We start from the raw sequence: 21335 nt of genomic DNA, 5'->3' as shown, positions 1-21335 counted from the left end.
CGGCGGCGGAATCACCCTGCCGACCCCCAGCCGATCGACGGCGGCGATGTCGGCGGCCGCGGTTAGGGTGGAACCCATGCCGGCCGCCGTGGAGTCCCCCTCGCAGACCGCCGTCGCGCCCTTCCCGTGGGACGCGGTCTGGGGTCAGGACGACGCGGTCGAGACGCTCCGCTCCGCCGCCGCCGATCCCGCGGCGCTGGCCCACGCGTGGCTGATCACCGGCCCTCCCGGCTCCGGGCGCTCCACCCTTGCGTACGCCTTCGCCGCCGCGCTCATCGCCGACCCCGGCGACGAGGCCGCCCAACGGCAGGTGCTCGCCCGCACCCACCCCGACCTCACAGCGCTGCGCACCGAGCAGGTCGTCATCCGCATCGACGAGGCCCGCCGCCTCGTCGAGCGCGCGTCGTTCGCCCCCTCGCTCGGACGCCACCGGGTCATCGTCGTCGAAGACGCCGACCGCATGGCCGAACGCACCTCGAACGTCCTGCTGAAAGCCCTCGAAGAGCCGCCCGAGCAGACCGTGTGGGTGCTGTGCGCCCCGAGCGACGCCGACCTCCTGCCCACGATCCGCTCGCGCGTGCGCGTGCTGCGTCTGCGCGAACCGTCGGTCGCCGACGTGGCCTCGCTCATCGTCGAACGCACCGGGGTCCCCGCCGACGTCGCGGAAGAATCCGCCCGTCACGCCCAGCGTCACATCGGCATGGCCCAGCGCCTAGCCACCGACGACGACGCCCGCGCCCGCCGCGCCGAGACGTTGTCGGCGGTGCTCGCCGTCCGCGGCATCAGCGACGCGGTCGAGGTCGCGGGGCAGATCGTGCGGCTCGCGACGGACGACGCCAAGGCCCTCACCGCCACCCGTGACGAAGAAGAGCGTCGCAGCCTGCTCCGCACTCTCGGCGTCGCCGAGGGCGCCGCGGTCCCGCCGAGCGTCCGCGGGCAGCTCAACGCGCTCGAAGACGACCAGAAGCGTCGGGCCACCCGGAGCCTGCGCGACGGCATCGACCGCGTCCTCACCGATCTCCAGTCGCTCTTCCGCGACGTCGTCATGCTGCAGTACGGGCGCGACGCCGATCTCGTCAACGCCGAAAGGATCGACGACCTGCGCTCCCTCGCCGCCGAATGGACCCCCGCGCGCACCCTGGGCGTCCTCGACCGCATCACCGACACCCGCCGCATCCTCGAGCAGAACGCCGCCCCGCTCCTCGCGCTCGAGAGCCTGCTCATCACCGTCGCGAACGGGTCCGCCCCGTGAGCCTCCGCCGCCGTCTCGTCACGGCCGTCGCCGGCGTCGCGGCCCTCGCCGTGGCGCTGTCCGGATGCCTCTACGCCCAGATCCCCCCGCTCCCGCCCGGCGGCGGCGCCTCGCTCGCGCCGCAGACCGACGGGGTGTCCGCGGAACTGCTCCCGTACTACGGCCAGACCCTCGACTGGCAGGAATGCGGCACCGGGCTGGACTGCACGACGGTGACGGTGCCCCGCGACTACAGCGACCCGAGCGTGGGCGACCTGCAGCTCGCCGTCGTCCGCCACCGCGCCACCTCCGGCGCCCCCATCGGGTCGCTCCTGACCAACCCGGGCGGCCCCGGGGCGGCCGGAGTCTCGTTGATGAAGCAGGCCCTGTCGATCCTCGTCGACGACAAGCTCCCCGAGGCCTACGACGTCATCGGCTTCGACCCGCGCGGAGTCGGGGAGTCCACCGCGGTCACCTGCTACGACCCGCCGCAGCTCGACGCCTACCTCTACGACATCCCGCCCGGAGCCCGCGGCGGCGACGAACGGCGGGCCGCCCTCGACCAGCGCGCCGCCGACTTCGCGAAGGCCTGCCAGGACCGCAGCGACGGCATCCTGCCCTACATCACCACCGACAACTCCGCGCGCGACATGGACGTGCTCCGCGCGGTGCTCGGCGACTCGAAGCTCAACTACCTCGGCTACTCCTACGGCACCTTCCTCGGCGCGACCTACGCCGGGCTCTTCCCCGAGCGCGTCGGACGCATGGTGCTCGACGGCGGCATCGACCCCAGCGTCTCGGGTTCCGACACGTCGCTGCGGCAGGCCGTCGGCTTCGAGCAGTCGCTCCGCACCTTCATGGCCGACTGCCTGACGACAAACGAATGCCCCTTCGCCGGCAGCGTCGACGACGCGATGTCCGACCTCTCCACGCTCCTCGCCCGCGTCGATGCGCGCCCCCTCACCGCGGCCGACGGGCGCAAGCTCGGCGGCGACTCGCTCATGACGGCCATCACCGCGGCGCTCTACAGCGAAGAGAGCTGGCCGTACCTGCGCTCGGCGCTGACCGACGTGAGCAACGGGCGCGCCGACGTCGCCTTCCAGCTCGCCGACTTCTACAACGGCCGCGTAGGTGACCAGTACGACGGCAACACGATGGAGGCGTTCGTCGCCTACAACTGCATGGACTACCCCGACAAGGGCACGGATGCCGCCCTCGCGGCACTGCAGGAGCAGCTCGACGCCCAGGCTCCCGTCGTCGCCCCGTACTGGGCCGGCGGCGGCGGCGACCCGTGCGCCACGTGGCCCGCACCGCCCACCGGCGTCCGCGAACCGATCACCGCACCCGGCTCCCCGCCCATCGTCGTCGTGGGGACGACGGGCGACCCGGCCACCCCGTACGACGGGGCGCAGAGCCTCGCGTCGCAACTCGCGCAGGGCGTCCTCATCACCAACGTCGGCGAGGGGCACCTCGGCTACAACAAGGGCAATGCGTGCGTCACCGACGCGGTCGACGCGTACCTCGTCGACGGCACGGTGCCCGAGAACGATCTCCGCTGCGGCTGAGACGGCGATCGGCCCCCGGCGGAACGTAGGCTTGTCGTCGTCCCCGCCCGAAGGAGCACCATGACCACGCCCGACCTGGCCACCTACATCGACCACACGCTGCTCAAGCCCGAAGCGACCCGCGCCGACGTCGAGCGCACCATCGCCGACGCCGCCGAGCTCGGCACCTACAGCGTGTGCCTCTCGCCGTCGTTCCTCCCCGTCGAGGTGCCCGCGGGGCTGAAGGTCGCCGTCGTCTGCGGGTTCCCCAGCGGCAAGCACCACGCCGAGGTCAAGGCCGCCGAGGCGGCGCTGTCTGTCGCCCAGGGCGCCGACGAGATCGACATGGTCATCGACATCGGCGCCGCCATCGAGGGGCGCTACGAGATCGTCGAGGCCGAGATCCGCGCGGTCCGCGCCGCCGTCCCCGCCCCGACCGTGCTCAAGGTCATCATCGAGTCGGCCGCGCTGTCCGACGACGCGATCGTCGCCGTCTGCGAGGCCGCTGTGGCCGCGGGCGCCGACTTCGTCAAGACCTCCACCGGCTTCCACCCCGCCGGCGGCGCGAGCGTCCACGCCGTCGCGCTCATGAAGCGGACCGTGGGCGACCGCGCCGAGGTGAAGGCATCCGGAGGCATCCGCACCCGCTCGGCGGCCGAAGACATGATCGCCGCGGGTGCGACCCGTCTGGGTCTGTCGTCGAGCCGTGACATCCTCGCCGACCGGTCGGCCACCGGCGACTACTGAGCCGGCCCCGATTCGTCGGGCGAGCCGCTGAGCATGTAAGATCGATGATCGTGCACGCGTCAGCGGCGCGCGCCGCCTTAGCTCAGACGGCAGAGCGATTCACTCGTAATGAATAGGTCAAGGGTTCGATTCCCTTAGGCGGCTCCAGCACAACCGAAAGGCCCGGGTTTCCCACCCGGGCCTTTCGCGTTCCCGCCCCGAACCGCGTCGCGGGGCGGGCGCCGACGGCCCGATAGGCTGAAGCTCCACCGTCGCGCCTCGGCGCGGAGATCATCGCCCCGCCCGCAGGAGCCCCCGTGTCGAACGTCGTCGATGTCGTCATCGAGCTCTTCACCTGGGTGGGTCTCGGAGCCGGCATCCTCCTCGCGGTGGCGGCGCTGATCCTGTACGTCGCCGACGGCACCTGGCTGCCGGTGCGCGCCGTCGTCGAGGACGTCGACGGCCACCGCGTCGTCCGCTGGTTCGACGAGCACGGGGGAGTCAACGAAGCCCCGCTCTCCCCGCACGACGACGCCCGGATCGGCGACGCCGACATGGCCGATGTCTTCGCCCGCCGCGGGTCGGTGCACCGCATGCGGCTGACGCGCTCGTCGCCCCTCGTCCGCTTCGTCGCCCTGCTCGCCGCGGGGGTCCTCGGGCTCGGTGCGGTGGCGTCCGCCCTCTCGATCGTTCTGCTGTTCCTGCGCGGCTGACGCGCACGGCGGTCGCGGCCGCGCGTAGGCTCGGGGCATGAGCCGGGCACTGTTCATCGTCGACGTCCAGAACGATTTCACCGAACGCGGCGCCCTCGGCGTCGTCGGCGGCGACGCCGTCGCGGAACGCATCTCGCGGTACCTCGACACGCACGCCGACGACTACGCGGTCGTCGTCGCCTCGCGCGACTGGCACCACGGCGACGACGACAACGGCGGCCACTTCTCGTCCGAGCCCGACTTCGTCGACACCTGGCCGGTGCACTGCGTCGGGGGCACCTACGGCGCCGACTACGACGAGGTGTTCGACACCCGCCGCGTCACCCATCACCTGAAGAAGGGGCAGGGGAAGCCCGCGTACTCGCTGTTCGAGGGCGTGACCGACGACGGTCGCACCGCCGCCGACATCCTCGACGAGCACGGAATCCGCGACATCGACGTCGTCGGCATCGCGACCGACTACTGCGTCCGCGCCTCCGCTCTCGACGCGCTGGGGGCCGGACGTGCGGTGCGCGTGCTGACCGACCTTGTCGCGGGCGTGCACCCCGATTCCAGCGCCGCGGCCCTCGCCGAGATCGAAACGGCCGGAGCCCGCCTCACTCGCTCGGAGTGACCTCGTCGTCGGCCCGGGGGATCGTGAGGGTCACGGTCGTCCCCGAGCCCAGTTCGCTCGTGATCCGCACGGTGCCGCTGTGCTCCTGCACGATGTGCCGGACGCTGGCCAGACCGATCCCGCTGCCGCCGTCGCGCGCATCCGCCATCCGGCCGCGTTCGCCCTCCTCGAGCACGGTCCGCAGGTCGTCGGGATGGATGCCGCGGCCCCGGTCCCGCACCGACACGGTGGCGCCCTCGTCGGTCTCGTAGACCTCCACCTCGATGACGTCGTCCGAGTACTTCGCGGCGTTCTCGAGGACGTTGGCCACCGCGCGGCGGAGACCGAGGACATCGCCCACGACCGGGACGGCATCCATCTGCCCGTAGGCGACCCGGTCCGGGGCGTCGCCGGGGAGCACGAGGGCGACCGCGCCGCGCGCCACGAGATCGAGCGTGGCGCGGCGACGACCGCGCTCGGGGCGGGAGTTCGCGTCGGCCATGAGCGCCTGGGCCATCGCGACGAGGTGGTCGCTCGCCTCGGCCGCGAGTTGGATGAGCCGATGGTCGGCGGGCAGCTCCTCGGCGACCAGCTCGAGGTAGCCGCGAAGCGCAGTGACCGGCGACAGCAGATCGTGCGCGAAGGTCCGTTGAAGAGCCGACTGCTCGTCGGTCGACTGCTTCTCGCTCGTGAGGTCGCGCACGATCTTCACGAAACCGAGCACCTGACCCGATTCGCTGCGGATCGCCGAGATCGTCACACTCGCCCAGAACTCGCTGCCGTCCTTGCGCACGCGCCAGCCGACGTCCTCCACGTGCCCTTCGCGCTGCGCGGCGGCGAGGAGCCTGTCCGGCAGACCGCGGCGGCGGTCTTCGTCGCGATAGAACCGCGAGAAGTGCTCGCCGACGATCTCGTGCTCCGCGTAGCCCTTGATGAGCTCGGCCCCCACGTTCCACCCGCGCACGATGCCGCCGCCGTCGAGCTTGACGATCGCGAACTGGTCGACCTGACCGTCCCAGTCCGGCGGGAGGGCGCGTCGGAGACTGGCGATGGGTCTCACCTCATCGGATGCGGGTACGGCGGGAAGGTAAGGGGTGGCGTCGTCCTCGGCCACGCTCATGCGGGGCGGCCGATGAACGGCGGGATGCTTGCTGAGGGCATGCCCCGATCATGCCCCGCCGTGCGGGCGAAGACCAGCGCTTGACACGGCTCGTTCGCCGGACGTTTTGCGCAATGTCAGCTCACCGTGACCAGCGTGCGCTGCCAGCCGCTGGAACCGTTCGGGGCGATCGCCGCCTGCTCCTGGATCTGCACGTTGCCCTGCTTGTCGGTGGCGCGGACGGTGATGTAGTGCGAGCCGGGCTGCGCGTCCCACTCGAGGACCCACTGCACCCACGACTGGTCGTTGATGGGCGTCGACAGCGTCGCCTGCTGCCAGTCGCCGTCGTCGATGCTCACCTCGACGGTCTTCACGCCGATCGGCTGCGCCCACGCCATTCCCGCGATGGGCACCTTGCCGGCCGAGACCGGAGTGCCGATCTTCGGCGTGTCCACGCGGGACGACATCTTGATGGGCGCCTCCGCGGAGTAGCCGCGCGGGGTCCAGTACGCCTCCATCTGGTCGAATCGCGTGACGGTGAGCTTGCTCACCCACTTCGTCGCCGACACGTACCCGTACAGACCGGGCACCACCATGCGCACGGGGAAGCCGTGCTCGAACGGCAGCGGCTCGCCGTTCATGGCCACCGCGAAGATGGCATCCAGGCCGTCGTCGGTGAGGGAGCTCAGGGGCGTGGATGCCGTGAACCCGTCGACGCTCTCGGAGAGCACCATGTCGGCGTCGCCCTGCGGGGACGCCATGCGCAGCACGTCGCGGATCGGCACGCCCTGCCAGATCGCGTTGCCGACGAGCCCGCCGCCGACCTCGTTCGACACGCACGTGAGGGTCACGCCGTACTCGTCGAGGCCCATGTTGACGAGGTCGTCGAAGGACAGCTCGATCGGCTTGTCGACCATGCCGTCGATGGTCAGGCGCCACGTCGACGGGTCGACGTTCGGCACGGTGAGGGCGGTGTCGACGCGGTAGAAATCGGCGTTGGGCGTGATGATCGGCGACAGGCCCGGGACGTCGAGCGACGCGCCCTCGGGGACGGTGACGGTGCTGCGCGTGGCCGGGAGGCGCAGCGCGTCGCGGGCTGCGGCGACCGACGCCGTGGCCGCGTTGACCACGCGCGCGCCCACGCCGACGACGACGGCGGTCGCGGCGGCGATGCCGGACAGCAGGAAGAAGCCGCGGCGGTCGACCCCGGCCGCGGTGGCGTCGCCCTCGGCGGCCGCGGAGGACCAGCGCCGCAGGCGACGGCTCAGGATGACGAGAAGGGCGACGCCGACGACGGTGCCGAGCACCGGCGGCAGCCACGCGAGCGCGGTGGCTCCGGCGCGCGTGACGATCGCGGCGGTGGCCAGGGCGCCCCCGACACCGAGCAGGATCGCGCCGACCGGGCGGAAGCGGTACTCCAGCACTCCGGCGACCGCCGCGGCGACGGCGGCTCCGAGGCCGACGCCGGCGAGCAGGGCGATCTTGTCGGACTCGCCGAAGACGGTGATCGCGAGCTCTTTCAACGGGCGCGGCACGATGTCGACGATGAACGACCCGACGGCGAGCACCGGGCTGGCCGATCGAGCCACGAGCACGGCGAACAGCTCGGCGACGGCCAGCAGCGCGGCCGCCGACACGAGTCCCGCCAGAGAGGCCCAGAACCAGCCTCGCGGACGCCGGACGGTGGTCGGCTCGTCGGTGCGGGCCGCGGTGTCGGTGGTCATGGCATCCCTCTTCCTCGTCGACGACGCACAGAGCACCGCCATATGAGTGATTCGGAGCGGGAGGCGGAACGGATGCCGCGGCCTCAGCCGATCTCGCGGGCGTCGAGTTCGCGCAGCGCCCGCCGCATGCTGGAGACGCTGCCGAACCCGGCGTCGCGCGCGACACGCGCGATCCCGCTCGCCCGGCCGGCGTCGGATTCCCTCAGCGATCGCGCCGTCCGGGCGCGCGCGACCCGCAGTTCGTTCGCGATCGACGTGCCCTCGGCCGACAGGGTCCTCTGGACGGTCCGCAGGGGGATGCCCAGAGCGTCGGCGACGCCCGCGGGGGTCAGCTCGGGATCGGTGTGCAGGGCGGCGATCAGGGCGCGCACGCGCGCGAGCAGGGGGACGGGGTCGGCGTCGTCGGTTTCGACGTCGTGCGGGAGGTGAACGGCGCTGCGCCCCAGCACGTGCAGGAAGTCCAGAACCCGGGGGTCGAGGCTGACGGTGCCCGCCTCCACGAGGTCGAAGGCCTGGGTCAGCCCGGCGATGAGGGGGAGCCCGACGAGCCTGTTGACGGCGAGACGACGGATCGACGGCGTCGGTTCGTCCGCGCGCAGTCCCATCTCCTCGATGACGCAGGCTTGGGACACCGCGACGATGACGTCGGTGGGAATCGGCGTCGAGATCTCGACTCTCGGCTCGTTGACGATGACCACCTCGTGGACCTGCGCCCCGGACGTCTCCGACCCGACGGTCACGTCGATGGGAAGCGACAGCGTGGAGAAGAGGAACACCTCGTCGCGCTGCGGCTCGAGCAGGGTGAGGGTCACTCGTGTCACGTTGCGGAGACGGTAGATGTCGGTGCGGCGGATGACCAGATGGCCGAGGGAGACCTTCCCTCCCTCGGGCACGCGGATCGCGAGGTTCTCCGTATAACGGACATTCTGTGCGCGATCCAACATTCTCTCTCCACTCTTCCGACCCTCTAGCATTCCAACCAACCGGCGTCGGCGAGGGCATCCCGTAATGCTTGGCGATTCCCCGTGTATCGGTCACGGAGCTTGCGGCGGATGTTGCGCAGGTGCACGTTGACGGTGTTCACGCTGATGCCCAGTCGTCGCGCCGCCGCCGCCGTGTCGAGGGGGGTGTCGCCGCACAGGAGACGGACGACGGCCTTCTCGCGTTCGGTGAGCGCCGAGGCTTCGGGGTCGGTGGCGTGATGCCATCCGGCCAGAGCCGTCGTGTGGAAACCGCTCGACGCCGATGACCGGGTCAATCCGCGTCGGACCAGGTCGACGAGGCCCCGCACGTCGTCCCGCGCGTCGACGGTGGCCCACACTCCGAAGCGGTCCGCCGTTTCGAGGATGTCGGCCGATCGCTCCGCCCCGTCGTACCGCAGGATCACGCGGCTCGACCCCGAACTCAGCGCGCGCAGCGTGCGGGGGAGGGTGCGCGAGTCCTCGTGCTCGGCCATCAGGAGGGTGACCCGCGCCGGATGGGGTTCGACCGGCGGACCCGCCACGACGGGGCGCCGCAGGGCGGCGCGCAAGTACTCGGCCATGAGGGTCGCGGCCATCCTGTGGGAGCTCGCGGCCCAGACGGCCGATTCATTCGTGGTTCGCGCGGTGGACATGGCTTGTTACGCTCCCGATGTGGGGCACGGGGAGCAGGTCCGGGGATCGACCGTCGACGTCGTCGACGATCTGTTGTCGATCGGTCCGGCGGTGCGGGCCGCGATCACGCTGGGACACACGTCGGTCGAGGTGGGCGCGGTGACCTCCTCGTGGGCCCAGTACGTCACCTCCATCGAGAGCGTTGCCCGATGCGTCGTCGTCCGCGCCGAGCTGATGGACCACGTGCCGACGGCGCTGAAGGTCCGTGCGCTGCGTTCGGCGGGCGCGCGTCCCGTCGTCGTGGGGAACCGTCCGTCTCCGCGGCACCGCGCGCGCCTCCTCGACGTCGGGGCTGCCGCCGTCCTCACGCGCGACCACGACCTCTCCGACCTGCTCGACTGCCTCGACGGGTCGGAGCCTGCCGTCGCGGCGGAGCGGGCGATCCGGCCCCTGCTCAGCCAGGTGCGGCTCTCCGATCGGCAGTTGCAGCTGGCCTGTCTGTTCGCCGGGCGGGGAGCGCCCTCCGCGGAGTGGCTGGCCCGCTGGCTGGGGCTGCCCGTGTCGTCGGTGCGCACCCACCTGCAGCGGGCCCGACGGGCGTTGGGAGCGGCGAATCGCGAGGAGCTGCGTGCGCGGCTCATCGAGGAGGGCTGGATGGACGCGCCGTGAGGGCGCGCGCGGATGCTCATCCCTTCCCCACCGCCTCGCGGCCGCCGGAGGGGATGCCGGACATCTCGGGGCACCCCGCGCCGACCGCTCTGATCGCGACGCACGGGTACGCCCACGCGCCGGTCACGACGACCACCCGGCGCGGTTCGCGCCGGTCTCCGACCTCGCGGTTCCCCGTCGATCGTCGCATCCGTCCCCCCGTTCCCCGTGGGCGGGAAGACGTGGCTCCTTCCACGGGGGAAGGGGACGAGTCCAACCGCACCTTTCGTGATCTTTCCGCGTCGGGAGCCGGCCCGGACCGGTGGCGTGGTGTGCATCGAATCTGGCGCGTACTGGTGCGGAATCGGTGGATCCGACCTTCCGCGCAACGACGGAGCCCCCGTCCGTCCCGTCGGCGAACGGAACGGACGGAGGCTCCGTGCGCTCACGCCGGGGTGGCGGTGCCGGTGAAGTTGATGGTGCCGGTGCCGCCGAGGAAGGAGGGGGTCACGACGCCGACCCCCCAGACGTCGAGGGTGTACGTCAGCGTGACGGGGCACGTGATCTCGATCAGCGACGGAAGACCGACCAGGATCACGTTCGCCTCGACGACGATCTTCGTGGGGCGGCGCGGGTTGCTGTTGAGCACGTAGGTGCCGCTGGGGAAGCTGAGGTTGCTGAACAGGAGGGTCCCGGGCAGCGCGCCGATCTGGCCGAACGTGCCGGTGCCGGCGGTGAGGCCCGTGCCGCTGTGCGTCGTGCCGTCGCTCATCGTGAGCGTCGCGCTCGTGGGGATGATCGTGTAGAGCGGCTGGAAGAGCGTCAGGTCGCAGCCGCGGGAGTCGAGCCCCAGCGCGCCCACGAAGGCCAGGGCGCCCGTATTGCCGACGACGACGGCCTGCGTCGTGACGGCACCGAGCACGCCCGCGGTGAGGCAGGGCGGACAGGTCGGGCCCGTCGAAGCGGAAGCCAGCGGCGTGGCGACGGCCATCGCGACGATCGGGGCCGACCACGCGGCGCCCTTCAGAACGGTACGACGGTCGAGCCCGGTCGATGCCTCGGACATGGTGATCCCCCAGAGAGTGCGGTGTGACGGTCGATGGCCGACCGGTACCGCGACGCTAGGGGGGTGCGGAAAAGAGGGGAGGGGATGTCTACACGATGATTAGTTCACAGGTCGACACCGTCGAGAGGCCGCGGCTGCTGCGCCGCGACGGCCTCCTCGATGCCCCGGACCAGCGCGAAGATCTGCTCGGAACCGCGCACCGGGTCGGCGGGGATGGTGCCGTCGGCGGCGATCAGGAGCGCCGACGGGGTGTTCTGAAGCCCGAGCAGGCGCGCCACGGCGCCGGCATCGTCCCAGAGGCGCGGGCGGTCGAGTGTTCCGTCGGCGGGCGTGCGTTCGAGGAGGCGTACACGCACGCGGTCGGCGATGAGGTCGCCGTCGCGCAGGGTCTCGATGACGGTGGCACACGGGCTGCATCCGGTCTTCACGTTGATCAGGAGAACCGGACCCCCCGCGACGACTCCGCGCAGATCGACCTCACGGCCGACGCTGTCGCGCACCGTCGCCTCGGGCACCTCCAGCACGCGATCCTCGAAGGTCTCGGCGTCCTTCGGGAGGGCGGGGCCGAGGGTGATGAGCGCCGTGACGACGGCCGTGGTGAGGACGGCCGTCACGATCGCGAGCAGCTCGTCGGGCGCTGTCTGCAGGGCCTGCGTGACGGGGGCCGTCGTCAACGGATCGGATGCCACCGTCGCCAGCGACAGCGCCAGGAGCACCGCGTTGCGTGCGACCGAGCGTCCGCTGAGCACCTGGGTCGCGCCGAAGCAGTTGCAGGAGACCGCCTGCCCCGACCGGACGACCCGGACGACCAGTGCGGTCAAGACGGCCATGAGCGCCGCACCGCCCGCCGCGGCGATCCACCACGCGGGCGCCGGCAGCACCAGCAGGGCGATTCCCAGGACGATCTCGGCGATCGGATACAGCCGCGCGACGGCGTCGTTGCGCAGGATCGAGGGCAGCCCGAGGGCGGTGATCGTCTCCCGCGTGGTCGCGATGCCGCGGATCTTGGTGGCGCCGCTCACGAGGAAAGCTGCGCCGACCACGATCGTCGCGACGAGGTGGAGAATGGCCCAGGCTGTCATTCCTGGAAGCATAGGCGGCGGGGGCGGCCGCGGACCGCGGCTCACCCCCGCCGGGATCACCCGCGCGTGATGTCGGTGATGCGGCCCTTCGCGAGACGCAGCCGTCGACGCGCACGCCGCGCGACCGCCGAGTCGTGCGTGACCATGATGAGCGTGAGCCCCTCGGCGTTCAGCGCTTCGAGGACCGTGAGGATCTCATCGCGCATGTGCTCGTCGAGGTTGCCCGTGGGCTCGTCGGCCAGCAGCACGCGGGGCCGCTTGGCCACGGCCCGCGCGATCGCGACGCGCTGCTGCTGTCCGCCCGAGAGCTCGGTCGGGCGATGGTCGCCCCGGTCGGCGAGGCCCACGCGCTCGAGCGCCTCCGTGACGCGCCGACGACGCTCGTCGCGATCGAGGCCGAGCGGCTCGAGCCCCATGTCGACGTTCTCGGCCGCCGTGAGGGTGGGGATGAGGTTGAAGCCCTGGAACACGAATCCGATCTCGGCCGCGCGCACACGGCCCAGCTCGGTGTGGGAGGCCCGGGCGATGTCCAGGTCGCCGAGGCGCACACTGCCGTCGGTCGGACGGTCGAGCGCCCCGAGCATCTGCAACAGCGTCGACTTGCCCCCGCCCGTCGGGCCCTGGATCGTGACGAAATCGCCTGCCGTGATCTCGAGGTCGATCCCGTCCAGCGCCTTCACGATGCGCTCGCGCTGCCGGTAGGTGCGCGTGACGCCCTCCAGGCGGTAGGCCGGTGTCGGCACGACGGGGTCGGGGGAAAGGGGCGGAATACCGGTCATGGTCATGATGTCTCCCTGCGGATGAGGTGGGAACGGATGCCGGTCACGCGACCGAGCGGAGGGCCGCGGCGGGGCTGAGCCGTACGGCGCGCCAGCCGCCGAAGGCGCCGGCGAAGACGCCGCCGAGGACGGCGATCCCGACCGCCGCGACGACGACGGTGGGGGTGATGGGGGCGTTGAGCACGATGTCGGTGGCCTGCGACGCGGCCTGGCCGAAGCCGCCTCCGCCGCCCATCCCCGGTCCGCCCTGGCCGCCCTGACCGCCGGGGCCCGTGGCACCGGTCGAGGAAGCGGCGACCGAGATGGTGGGGGAGATGACGTTGACGAGCAGGATGCCGCCGAGCCCCAGGATCAGTCCCGCGGCACCGCCGATCAGCCCCTGCACGAGCGATTCGCCCGCGACCTGACGCACGACGCGGCCGTTGGACCAGCCGATCGCCTTCAGCGTGCCGAACTCCCGGGTACGGCGGGAGACGCCGGAGAGGGTGAAGAGCACCGCCAGCGCCACGGCGACGGCCAGCACGACGATCGACAGCCAGGTGCCGAGGTTCGAGATCAGCGAGGACGCGCTGGACAGCGAGCCCGAGACCGTCGACGCGAGCTCCGACTGCGAGCTCACCGTCGCGTCCGGCAGAGCGGCCGTGACCTCGGCCTGCACCGTGTCGATGGCATCCGCGGAGTCCGCCTGCACGTAGACGGTGGAGACGACCGCGCCCACGCCGGCGAGCGACTGCGCGACATCGAGGGGGAGGTACACGTTCGCGGCGGTGTCGGCCTCAGCCGAGGCGGAGGCGACGATGCCGACGATCTCCATCGTGGTGCCGCCGACGTCGATCGTCCCGCCGACGGTGAGGCTGTTGGTGGTGGCGTAGGTCGCGTCGACCAGGGCGACGTCGGTCCCGGCGTCGGAGGCGGCGAGAGCTCGGCCGTCCGAGACCGTGACGGAGGTCAGCGGACCCACGGTCGCGGAGGGATCCACGCCGAGCACGCTGAAGGAGTTGATGTCGAACGCGCTGCCACCGTCACCGCCCGGTCCGCCGGACGGGGGTTCGCCCATGCCGCCGCCCTGCGCGCCGTCGGTGCTCGTGCCCGAGTCGGCGCTGCGGTCGGGGATCTCCCCCGAGAACGTGGTGTTGGTGAGTGCGAGGGCACCCGTGGCGGAGGCCACGCCGTCGAGTCCGGCCACGGTCGTCACGGTCGAGGCATCCAGCGTTCCGCGCATCATGTCCGTCATGAGCCGCGACTGGCTGAGCGACGTCGTGCCGTCGGAGGTGGATCCGTCGTCGGCGCCGAAATCGAATCGCGGGCCGCTGTCGCCTTCGCCGGGCTGGGTCTGCGCCCCGGTGACGGTGAGGTCGGTGCCCACGCCGTACACCGACGAGAGCGCCTGGGCTTGCGCGTCGCGCACCCCCGCGGAGAGGGCGTTGACGACGATCACCAGCGCGATCGCGACGGCCAGTCCGACGGCCACGATCACGGTCTGTTTGGTGCGGCCCGCGAGTTCGCGCCGCAGGTACGTCCAGTACATGGTTCTCCTTCCCGGCGCGGAGTGCGGCCGTGGCCCCGAAAGTAGGGACGGCGCCCTCACCGATCCCTCACGCTTCCTATGCGAGCGGTATGTCCGTCCTCCCGGCGGTCGATCCGCGGTCACCGCCTCGCACAGCAGGCGCATAGACATCGCAAAGACGGCGCATCGGATCGATGAGTGCTGCTCTTGTCGGGCCTCGTGAGCATGGGGTCATCGAAAGGAGGCACCGATGAGTGCTCTGCAGAGAATGTGGCTCCGCACCCGGGTCGCCACAGCCATGGTCGCGGCCCTCAGCGCGGGTGCCGTGGCGGTCATCGCCACCGGGGTGGTCGACGGCTCGTCGGCGACCGAGGCGGCGACGTCGTCCACCACCACGTCCGACACCGCCGTGTCGACCGCGACGCCGACGCCGTCGGCATCCGCGACCGCTGAAACGTCGGACGCCACGACGACCGACACCTCCGCGACGACCGACACCTCCGCGACGACGGATGCCACGACGACCGACACCACCGGCGGCACCGCGGCCGAGTCGAGCTCGGGGTCGTCCTCCTCGGACAGCTCGACCGGTTCGTCCTCCGGATCGGTCTCGTCGTCGCAGTCCACGCAGTCCGACGCCACCTCGAGCGGGTCATGATGCGCGCCTCCTCCCTGTGGAGCCTCTGGTCCACCGATGCCGTCCTCGTCGTCGACGGCGACACGGAACGGCTGCCGCGCGGCATCCGCGACATCGACGAGCTGCGCGACGCCGCCCGCGAGATCGCCGACCGCGAGCTCGCCCTCGTCGATGCGGCCCTCAACCGCTTCCGCGGCGATAGCGAGCTGAACCGCATCGCCGCCGACCTGCCGACCGGAGCCCCGATCAGCGCGCTGCTCACCGAGTACGTCGGCGCGGCCCTCGACGCCGCCCGCCTCACCGAGGGAGCCGTCGATCCGACCCTCGGCCGCCACCTGAGCGCGCTCGGCTACGACCGTGACATCGAGCTCGTCCTCGACGACGACCGGCCGGTGCGCGCCATCGCGACGGACGTCGCCGGATGGCAGCGGGTGGAGCTGCGGGGTCGACGCCTCCGCGTGCCGGCGGACCGAACGCTCGACCTCGGCGCCACGGCCAAAGCGCTCGCCGCGGACCGGGTGGCGGCGACCATCGCCGCGCGTCTCGACTGCTCGGTGCTGCTGTCGCTCGGCGGAGACGTGTCCACGGCCGGCCCCGAGCCGCGCGACGGATGGCACGTGCGCGTCCAGGACCTCCCCGACGAGCCGGCGACGACCGTGCGGGTGACGGCGGGCCACGCCGTGGCCACGTCGAGCACGCTGCGGCGGCGGTGGCTCCGCGGCGGCGAGACGATGCACCACATCGTCGATCCCCGCACGGGGCTGCCCGCGGATCCGATCTGGCGCACCGTGACGGTCGCGGCATCGCGCTGCGTCCTCGCCAACGCGTACGCCACCGCCGCGATCGTCCGCGGCGCCTCGGCCCGCGAATGGCTGGCCGACCGCGCGCCCGCACGACTGGTGGACCACCAGGGTCGGGTGCACACCGTCGGCGGCTGGCCGGCGGAGGATGCACCCGCGCACGCGGCGAGGGAGGCGATGAGCCGTGGATGAGGCGCTGTGGGCCCTCGGGCGCGGCACCGGGGTCGTCGGACTCGTGCTGTTCAGCCTCGCCGTCGTCGGCGGGATCGTCGTCCGCTCCGGCGCCCCGCTGCCGGGCCTCGGGCGATTCGGTGCGGCACGCCTGCACCGCGACATCGCGCTCCTCGCGACGGTGTTCATCGGCATCCACCTGGTCTCGCTGCTCTTCGACAGCTACGCCCAGTTGGACGTCGTCGACTTCTTCGTGCCCTTCCTCGCGGCGTACCGGCCCGTGTGGCTCGGACTCGGCACGCTCGCGATCGACCTCGTGCTGGCGGTGGTGGTGACCGCGTTGCTGCGGCACCGGATAGGTGCCCGCGTGTTCCGTTTCGTCCACCGCGGCACCTACCTGCTGTGGCCGCTGGCCCTCGCCCACGCGATCGGGGCGGGAACGGATGCCGCCGAGCCCTGGTTCCTCGCGACGGTCGCGGCGTGCGCTGTGACGGTCGCGGCGGCGGTGTCGTGGCGTCTGGTCCTCCGGGCCCGCGAGCGCCGCGCCGCCGATCCCGTCGCCCCGGTCGAACGTCCGCGTGCACGGGTGGGGGTGGCCTCGTGACCGCGTCGCGCCTCCTGTCGGCCACCGGCCCCGACCTCGCCGCCCACGTCGCGGCGTTCGGTGCCCGCCCGTCGCCGTCCCTCGACCGTCTCCTCGGCGAGCTCGAGAGCGCGGGGCTGGAGGGGCGCGGCGGGGCCGGATTCCCCGTCCACCGCAAACTCGCCGCCGTCGCTCGGGCCGCGGTGCGCGGCGGGGCCCCGATCGTCGTCGGCAACGGCAGCGAGGGCGAGCCGCTCAGCGCGAAGGACCGGGTGCTGCTGCAACGCGCCCCGCACCTGGTCATCGACGGACTGCTGATCTGCGCCGAGGCGTTGGGTGCCGACGAGGCCCACCTCGTGGTGCACGCCGATGCGCGACCCGAGGTCGAGAAGGCCCTGGTCGAACGGCGGGATGCCGCGATCGTCCGGCTGCACGTGGCCGATCACGGTTTCGTCGGGGGCGAGGCCTCGGCTCTCGTCGCCGGTGTCTCCGGGCGCCCCGGTGTGCCCTCCGACCGGGTCGTCCGTCTCGCCGAGCGGGGCCTGCGCCGCCGGCCGACGCTCGTGCAGAACGTCGAGTCGCTCGCCCAGGTGGCGGTGATCGTGCGCGGCGGCGCCGAGGCGCACCGGCGTCTCGGCCGCGCCGGCGACGCCGGCACCCGGCTGGTGAGCGTCAGCGCGCCCGGAGCGGCGCCGATCGTGTTCGAGGTCGAGGGCGGAACGCCGATCACCGAGATCCTGGCCGCGGCCGGGGTCCTGCACGAGCCGGCGGCCGTCCTGGTCGGAGGATTCCACGGCACGTGGCTCCCACCCGAGGCGCTCGACGCGCCCCTCTCTCCCCGAGGCCTCGACGAATGGGGGGCGTCGCCCGGCGCCGGCGTGCTCCACGTCGTCTCCCACGGCGACTGCGGCATCCGCGCGACGGCCGACATGCTCGCCTTCCTCGCCGCGGCATCCGCCCGGCAGTGCGGGCCGTGTCTGAACGGCCTGCCCGCGATCGCCGCGTCGATGCGGGCGCTCGCCGCGGGGCGGGACACCCGGGACGAACTGCGGCGCATCGCCGGCCTCGTCGACGGCCGGGGCGCCTGCGCGCACCCCGACGGAACCGTCCGACTGCTGCGGAGCGCGCTGACGGTGTTCGCGGACGATGCGCAGGCCCACACGGAGGGGCGCTGCCGCGCCGGAAGAAGGGTGAGGTCATGACGGAGAACCTGCACGTGGACTGGACCGCCTGCACGGGGCGCGGGGTCTGCGCGGAGCTGCTGGCGGGCGTGGTGCGCACCGACGACTGGGGGTACCCGCTCGCCGAAGGCGGAACCGACATCGTCGTCCCCGCGGGCCGCGAACGCGACGCCCGGGATGCCGTCGCCCTGTGCCCGCGCCTGGCCCTGACCTGGAGAGGCTGATGTCGGCGCGGTCGGCTCGCCCCACCCCCGTGGAGAGGGCATGCTGATCCCCATGGTCATCGCACGGCATCCGCTCACCCGCCCCGACGGATCACCGATCCGTGCCCTCGTGGTCGACGACGAGGTCAACCTCGGCGAACTGCTGCGCATGGCGATGGCGAACGAGGGCTGGGAGGCGCGGGCGGTCACGAACGGCCGGGAGGCCCTCGACGTCATCCGCGAGTTCGACCCCGACCTGCTCGTGCTCGACGTCATGATGCCCGGTATCGACGGCGTCGAGCTGCTCACCCGCGTCCGCGCCGGCGGCAACGACGTGCCCGTGCTCTTCCTCACCGCGAAGGATGCCGTGGAGGACCGCATCGCCGGGATCGCGGCCGGCGGCGACGACTACGTCACCAAGCCCTTCAACCTCGAGGAGGTCGTGCTGCGCCTGCGCGGCATGGCCCGCCGTCACGTGGCCGCCGCGGCCGAAGCCGACAGCCTCCTGCGGGTGGGCGACCTGTCCCTCGACGAGGACGCCTACGAGGTCCAGCGGGCCGGGGTCGCCATCAAACTCACCGCGAAGGAGTTCGAGCTGCTCCGCTACCTCATGCAGAACGCGCGCCGGGTCGTGAGCAAGACGCAGATCCTCGACACCGTGTGGGGGTACGACTTCGGCGGCAGCAGCGGGGTGGTGGAGATATACATCTCGTATCTGCGGCGGAAGATCGACGCGCTCGGAGAGCCGTTGATCCACACCGTGCGCGGTGTCGGGTACACCATCAAGTCCTCATGACCCGCCGGCCGCTGACGCTGCAGAGGGCCCTCGTGATCGGCGCGAGCGCCCTCGTCGCCGTCGCCCTCCTGATCATGGGCGTCGCCACCCTCACGGCGCTCCGCGCCTTCGTCTACGACCGCCTCGACGAGCAGGTCCAGGGCGGTCTGATGATGGTGGGGGGACAGCGCGACGGCGGGCACGGACAGTTCTCCGGCACCGATGCCGGCGCGTCTCCGGCACCGGGCCCCAGCCCCTCCAGCACGAGCGGGTCGGGAGGACGGGGGCCGTCGCCGCGCGTCGGTTCGCTGCAGCTCGTCGTCGCCGCGGACGGAAGCGTCCAGTCCTCCAGCTACACGCAATCGGACGGAACGGTCGTCACCCTCTCGACCGACCAGGTCGCGATCCTCCAGGCGGACGTCCCGGCCGACGGGGTGCCCGTCACGGCAGACCTCGGCGGAGACCTCGGGGCGTTCCGCGTCGCGGCGCGGGACTCGGACGGATCGACCGTGTTCTCGGGGATCTCGCTCGCCGACTCGGCCGCGACGACGACCGCGTTGACGACCATCCTCGTCGCGGTGGGTGCGGTGACGCTGCTCGCGGCGATCGCGGGGCTGTCCGTCCTCGTCCGCCGGGCCCTGCGTCCCCTGGACCGCGTGGCCGCGGTCGCGCAGCGCGTGTCGGGACTCTCCCTCGGTCGCGGCGACGTCGACATCCCCGACCGGGTCGCCCAGGCCGACACCGACACCCGGACCGAGGTCGGACGGGTGGGCGCGTCGCTGAACGACCTGCTCGGGCACGTGCAGGCCGCGCTCGCCGCGCGGGCGCACAGCGAGAACGAGCTGCGGCGATTCATCGCGGATGCCAGCCACGAACTGCGCACCCCCCTGGCCAGCGTCCGCGGCTACGCGCAGCTGACGCTGTCGGGGCCGGAACCGATGTCGTCGACGCAGCAGCGCTCGCTCGAGCGCATCGAGTCGGAGTCGCGACGCATGACGACGCTCGTCGAGGATCTGCTGCTCCTCGCCCGGCTCGACGCGGGGCAACGGCTGCGGGTGGACGACATCGAGCTGCCGCTGCTGGCCATCGACGCCGTCAGCGACGCGCAGGCCGTCGATCGGGAGCGGGAGTGGCGGCTGGACGTCGCGTCGGACGACCCGCTGACCGTTCCGGGTGACGAGGATCGGCTGCGCCAGGTGGTCGCGAATCTGCTGCGCAACGCCCACACCCACACGCCGCCCGGGACCGTCGTGACGACCTCGATCCGCCGCGAGGGCGACGAGGCCGTCCTGAGCGTGACCGACACCGGCCCCGGGATCGACCCGGTCGTGGCCGACACCCTGTTCGAGCGCTTCGCGCGGGGGGATCGGGCGCGCAATCGCGACGCGGGGAGCACGGGACTCGGGCTCTCGATCGCGCAGGCGATCGTGCTCGCGCACGGCGGTTCGCTCGCGGTGCGGAGCCGACCGGGGGAGACGACCTTCACCGTGCGGCTGCCCGCGTTCCGGTCTTCCCCCGTCACAGCGGACGCATAGCGTTCCACAGCCCACGCCGAGGAGCGGGGAGGGACCGGTTAGTGCCCCGTCCGTAGACAGGGGGCATGGACAACGCACCCCGCCTCCCCGGATCCCCGGGCGATCGAGAGCCCGCTGCGGGCGCCTCGCCCGACCCGTCGACGCCGGCCCCCGACGCCGCCGCCGCTCGGCGGCAGCGGGCCGGCGGCCGCGTCGTCACCCGACGCACCGTCCTCCTGGGCGGGGCGGCGGCGCTCCTCACCGTCGGCGGCGGAGCGTGGTGGGCGGCCGACCGGTTCCTCATCCCGCACGTCCAGGTCGCCGACGTCTCGTCCTACGAGGCCGAGCACGTCAGTTCTGCGGCCAGCGCCGCCGCGGACGCCGCCGCGACCGCGACGGCCTCGGCGGAGACCTCGCTGACCGACACCTCGTTCAGCGACGGCGCGACATCCATCGCCCTCTCCACCGTCTCGACCGGGTCGGGTTCGTCGGCGCTCACCTACTACGTGGCCGAGGTGACCCTGGGGGATGCCACGGCCCTGCGCTCGGCCTTCGCCGACGACCAGTTCGGCGAGAACATCATCCAGACCACGAGCGAGATCGCGGAGGCGCACGGCGCCGTGTTCGCCGTCAACGGCGACTACTACGGGTTCCGCTCGACGGGGATCGAGATCCGCAACGGCGTGGTCTACCGCGACGAGCCCGCACGTCAGGGGCTCGCGTTCTTCCTCGACGGGCACGTCGAGGTCTACGACGAGACGCAGACCTCCGCCGACGCCCTCGTCGCCGCCGGGGTCTGGAACACCCTCAGCTTCGGTCCGGCGATCGTCGAGGACGGCGCGGCGGTGGCGGGGATCGACGCCGTGGAGATCGATACGAACGTCGGCAACCACTCGATCCAGGGGGATCAGCCGCGCACGGCCATCGGTGTGCGGGGCGACAACGATCTCGTGTTCGTCGTCGTCGACGGCCGTCAGTCCGGCTACAGCGACGGCGTCACGCTCCCCGAGCTCGCCGACATCCTGATCTCCCTGGGGGCCACGACGGCCTACAACCTCGACGGCGGCGGCAGCTCGACGATGTACTTCAACGGCAGGGTCGTCAATTCCCCGTCCAACGGCGGCGAGCGCGGCACGAGCGACATCCTGTACGTGGCGGGTTGACC

At 72.3% G+C, this 21335-nt stretch carries 22 protein-coding genes and 1 tRNA gene; 14 read left to right on the top strand and 9 right to left on the bottom strand.

The window, feature by feature from the left end:
• Positions 1-76 precede the first annotated feature (76 nt).
• The 6 genes from CSIV_RS14900 to CSIV_RS14875 all read left to right on the top strand — a co-directional run bounded on the left by CSIV_RS14900 (position 77) and on the right by CSIV_RS14875 (position 4827).
• Positions 77-1252, top strand: a complete 1176-nt coding sequence (locus CSIV_RS14900; RefSeq protein WP_077052132.1) for a DNA polymerase III subunit delta' — start codon at positions 77-79, stop codon at positions 1250-1252.
• Positions 1249-2796 carry an alpha/beta hydrolase gene (locus tag CSIV_RS14895; RefSeq protein ID WP_077052131.1) on the top strand — a complete coding sequence of 516 codons (1548 nt, stop codon included), beginning with the start codon at positions 1249-1251 and terminating at the stop codon, positions 2794-2796. Before CSIV_RS14900 ends, CSIV_RS14895 begins: the two co-directional genes overlap by 4 nt.
• Before the next feature lie 60 nt (positions 2797-2856).
• The gene (gene deoC / locus CSIV_RS14890) at positions 2857-3522 is read left to right on the top strand and encodes a deoxyribose-phosphate aldolase (RefSeq protein WP_077052130.1); all 666 of its coding nucleotides are present in this window, start codon (positions 2857-2859) and stop codon (positions 3520-3522) included.
• Between the two features lie 71 nt (positions 3523-3593).
• Positions 3594-3669: transfer RNA gene (locus CSIV_RS14885), tRNA-Thr, on the top strand.
• Between the two features lie 149 nt (positions 3670-3818).
• A complete protein-coding gene (locus CSIV_RS14880) occupies positions 3819-4214 on the top strand; it encodes a hypothetical protein (RefSeq protein ID WP_077052129.1) in 396 nt (131 codons plus the stop codon).
• A 37-nt stretch (positions 4215-4251) separates the two neighbouring features.
• A complete protein-coding gene (locus tag CSIV_RS14875; RefSeq protein WP_077052128.1) occupies positions 4252-4827 on the top strand; it encodes an isochorismatase family protein in 576 nt (191 codons plus the stop codon).
• Here CSIV_RS14875 and CSIV_RS14870 read toward each other — a convergent pair.
• The 4 genes from CSIV_RS14870 to CSIV_RS14855 all read right to left on the bottom strand — a co-directional run bounded on the left by CSIV_RS14870 (position 4811) and on the right by CSIV_RS14855 (position 9187).
• Complete coding sequence (locus tag CSIV_RS14870) at positions 4811-5926, bottom strand: sensor histidine kinase (protein WP_083735163.1); 1116 nt, start codon at positions 5924-5926, stop codon at positions 4811-4813. The genes CSIV_RS14875 and CSIV_RS14870 overlap by 17 nt on opposite strands.
• A 116-nt stretch (positions 5927-6042) precedes the next feature.
• Complete coding sequence (locus CSIV_RS14865) at positions 6043-7629, bottom strand: molybdopterin-dependent oxidoreductase (RefSeq protein WP_077052127.1); 1587 nt, start codon at positions 7627-7629, stop codon at positions 6043-6045.
• Positions 7630-7712: 83 nt separating this feature from the next.
• Entirely contained in the window at positions 7713-8573 is an 861-nt protein-coding gene (locus CSIV_RS14860) for an AraC family transcriptional regulator (protein ID WP_077052126.1), read from the bottom strand.
• Positions 8574-8596: 23 nt separating this feature from the next.
• Positions 8597-9187 (bottom strand): helix-turn-helix transcriptional regulator, encoded by a 591-nt coding sequence (locus CSIV_RS14855; protein WP_160897426.1) that lies wholly within the window; start codon positions 9185-9187, stop codon positions 8597-8599.
• Here CSIV_RS14855 and CSIV_RS14850 point away from each other — a divergent pair.
• The gene (locus tag CSIV_RS14850) at positions 9171-9893 is read left to right on the top strand and encodes a helix-turn-helix transcriptional regulator (protein WP_077052124.1); all 723 of its coding nucleotides are present in this window, start codon (positions 9171-9173) and stop codon (positions 9891-9893) included. The genes CSIV_RS14855 and CSIV_RS14850 overlap by 17 nt on opposite strands.
• 424 nt (positions 9894-10317) lie before the next feature.
• On the opposite strand, the gene CSIV_RS14845 is transcribed toward CSIV_RS14850, so the two are convergent.
• From CSIV_RS14845 to CSIV_RS14825, 5 genes are all read right to left on the bottom strand, one after another.
• On the bottom strand, positions 10318-10938 hold the full coding sequence (locus CSIV_RS14845; RefSeq protein WP_077052123.1) for a hypothetical protein: 621 nt from the start codon (positions 10936-10938) through the stop codon (positions 10318-10320).
• A gap of 104 nt (positions 10939-11042) precedes the next feature.
• Entirely contained in the window at positions 11043-12020 is a 978-nt protein-coding gene (locus CSIV_RS14840; RefSeq protein WP_077052122.1) for a MauE/DoxX family redox-associated membrane protein, read from the bottom strand.
• A 56-nt stretch (positions 12021-12076) separates the two neighbouring features.
• Positions 12077-12805: an ABC transporter ATP-binding protein gene (locus CSIV_RS14835; protein ID WP_083735160.1), complete on the bottom strand. Its 729-nt coding sequence runs from the start codon at positions 12803-12805 to the stop codon at positions 12077-12079.
• Positions 12806-12842: 37 nt separating this feature from the next.
• Entirely contained in the window at positions 12843-14327 is a 1485-nt protein-coding gene (locus tag CSIV_RS14830) for an ABC transporter permease (protein ID WP_077052121.1), read from the bottom strand.
• Positions 14328-14537: 210 nt separating this feature from the next.
• Positions 14538-14933, bottom strand: coding sequence for a hypothetical protein (locus CSIV_RS14825; protein WP_175627632.1), 396 nt, complete (start codon positions 14931-14933; stop codon positions 14538-14540).
• 30 nt (positions 14934-14963) lie between these two features.
• On the opposite strand from CSIV_RS14825, the gene CSIV_RS14820 reads away from it, so the two are divergent.
• The 7 genes from CSIV_RS14820 (at position 14964) to CSIV_RS14790 (ending at position 21333) form a co-directional block, all read left to right on the top strand.
• Complete coding sequence (locus CSIV_RS14820) at positions 14964-15935, top strand: FAD:protein FMN transferase (RefSeq protein ID WP_202400777.1); 972 nt, start codon at positions 14964-14966, stop codon at positions 15933-15935.
• Positions 15928-16518, top strand: coding sequence for a ferric reductase-like transmembrane domain-containing protein (locus CSIV_RS14815; protein WP_077052118.1), 591 nt, complete (start codon positions 15928-15930; stop codon positions 16516-16518). Before CSIV_RS14820 ends, CSIV_RS14815 begins: the two co-directional genes overlap by 8 nt.
• Positions 16515-17699, top strand: a complete 1185-nt coding sequence (locus CSIV_RS14810) for an NADH-ubiquinone oxidoreductase-F iron-sulfur binding region domain-containing protein (protein WP_077052117.1) — start codon at positions 16515-16517, stop codon at positions 17697-17699. The genes CSIV_RS14815 and CSIV_RS14810 overlap by 4 nt, the downstream gene beginning before the upstream one ends.
• Positions 17696-17902 (top strand): ferredoxin, encoded by a 207-nt coding sequence (locus tag CSIV_RS14805; protein ID WP_077052116.1) that lies wholly within the window; start codon positions 17696-17698, stop codon positions 17900-17902. The genes CSIV_RS14810 and CSIV_RS14805 overlap by 4 nt, the downstream gene beginning before the upstream one ends.
• A 40-nt stretch (positions 17903-17942) precedes the next feature.
• Positions 17943-18677, top strand: a complete 735-nt coding sequence (locus CSIV_RS14800) for a response regulator transcription factor (RefSeq protein ID WP_283284377.1) — start codon at positions 17943-17945, stop codon at positions 18675-18677.
• Complete coding sequence (locus tag CSIV_RS14795) at positions 18674-20191, top strand: sensor histidine kinase (protein WP_077052115.1); 1518 nt, start codon at positions 18674-18676, stop codon at positions 20189-20191. The genes CSIV_RS14800 and CSIV_RS14795 overlap by 4 nt, the downstream gene beginning before the upstream one ends.
• Before the next feature lie 65 nt (positions 20192-20256).
• Entirely contained in the window at positions 20257-21333 is a 1077-nt protein-coding gene (locus tag CSIV_RS14790; RefSeq protein ID WP_083735159.1) for a phosphodiester glycosidase family protein, read from the top strand.
• The last annotated feature ends 2 nt before the right edge of the window (positions 21334-21335 follow it).

The sequence above is a fragment of the Microbacterium sp. CSI-V genome, from assembly GCF_001984105.1.
In the GTDB taxonomy this organism is placed as follows: domain Bacteria; phylum Actinomycetota; class Actinomycetes; order Actinomycetales; family Microbacteriaceae; genus Microbacterium.
The sequence above is the reverse complement of the archived record's forward strand: the minus strand, read 5'-3'. Positions and strand labels throughout refer to the sequence as shown.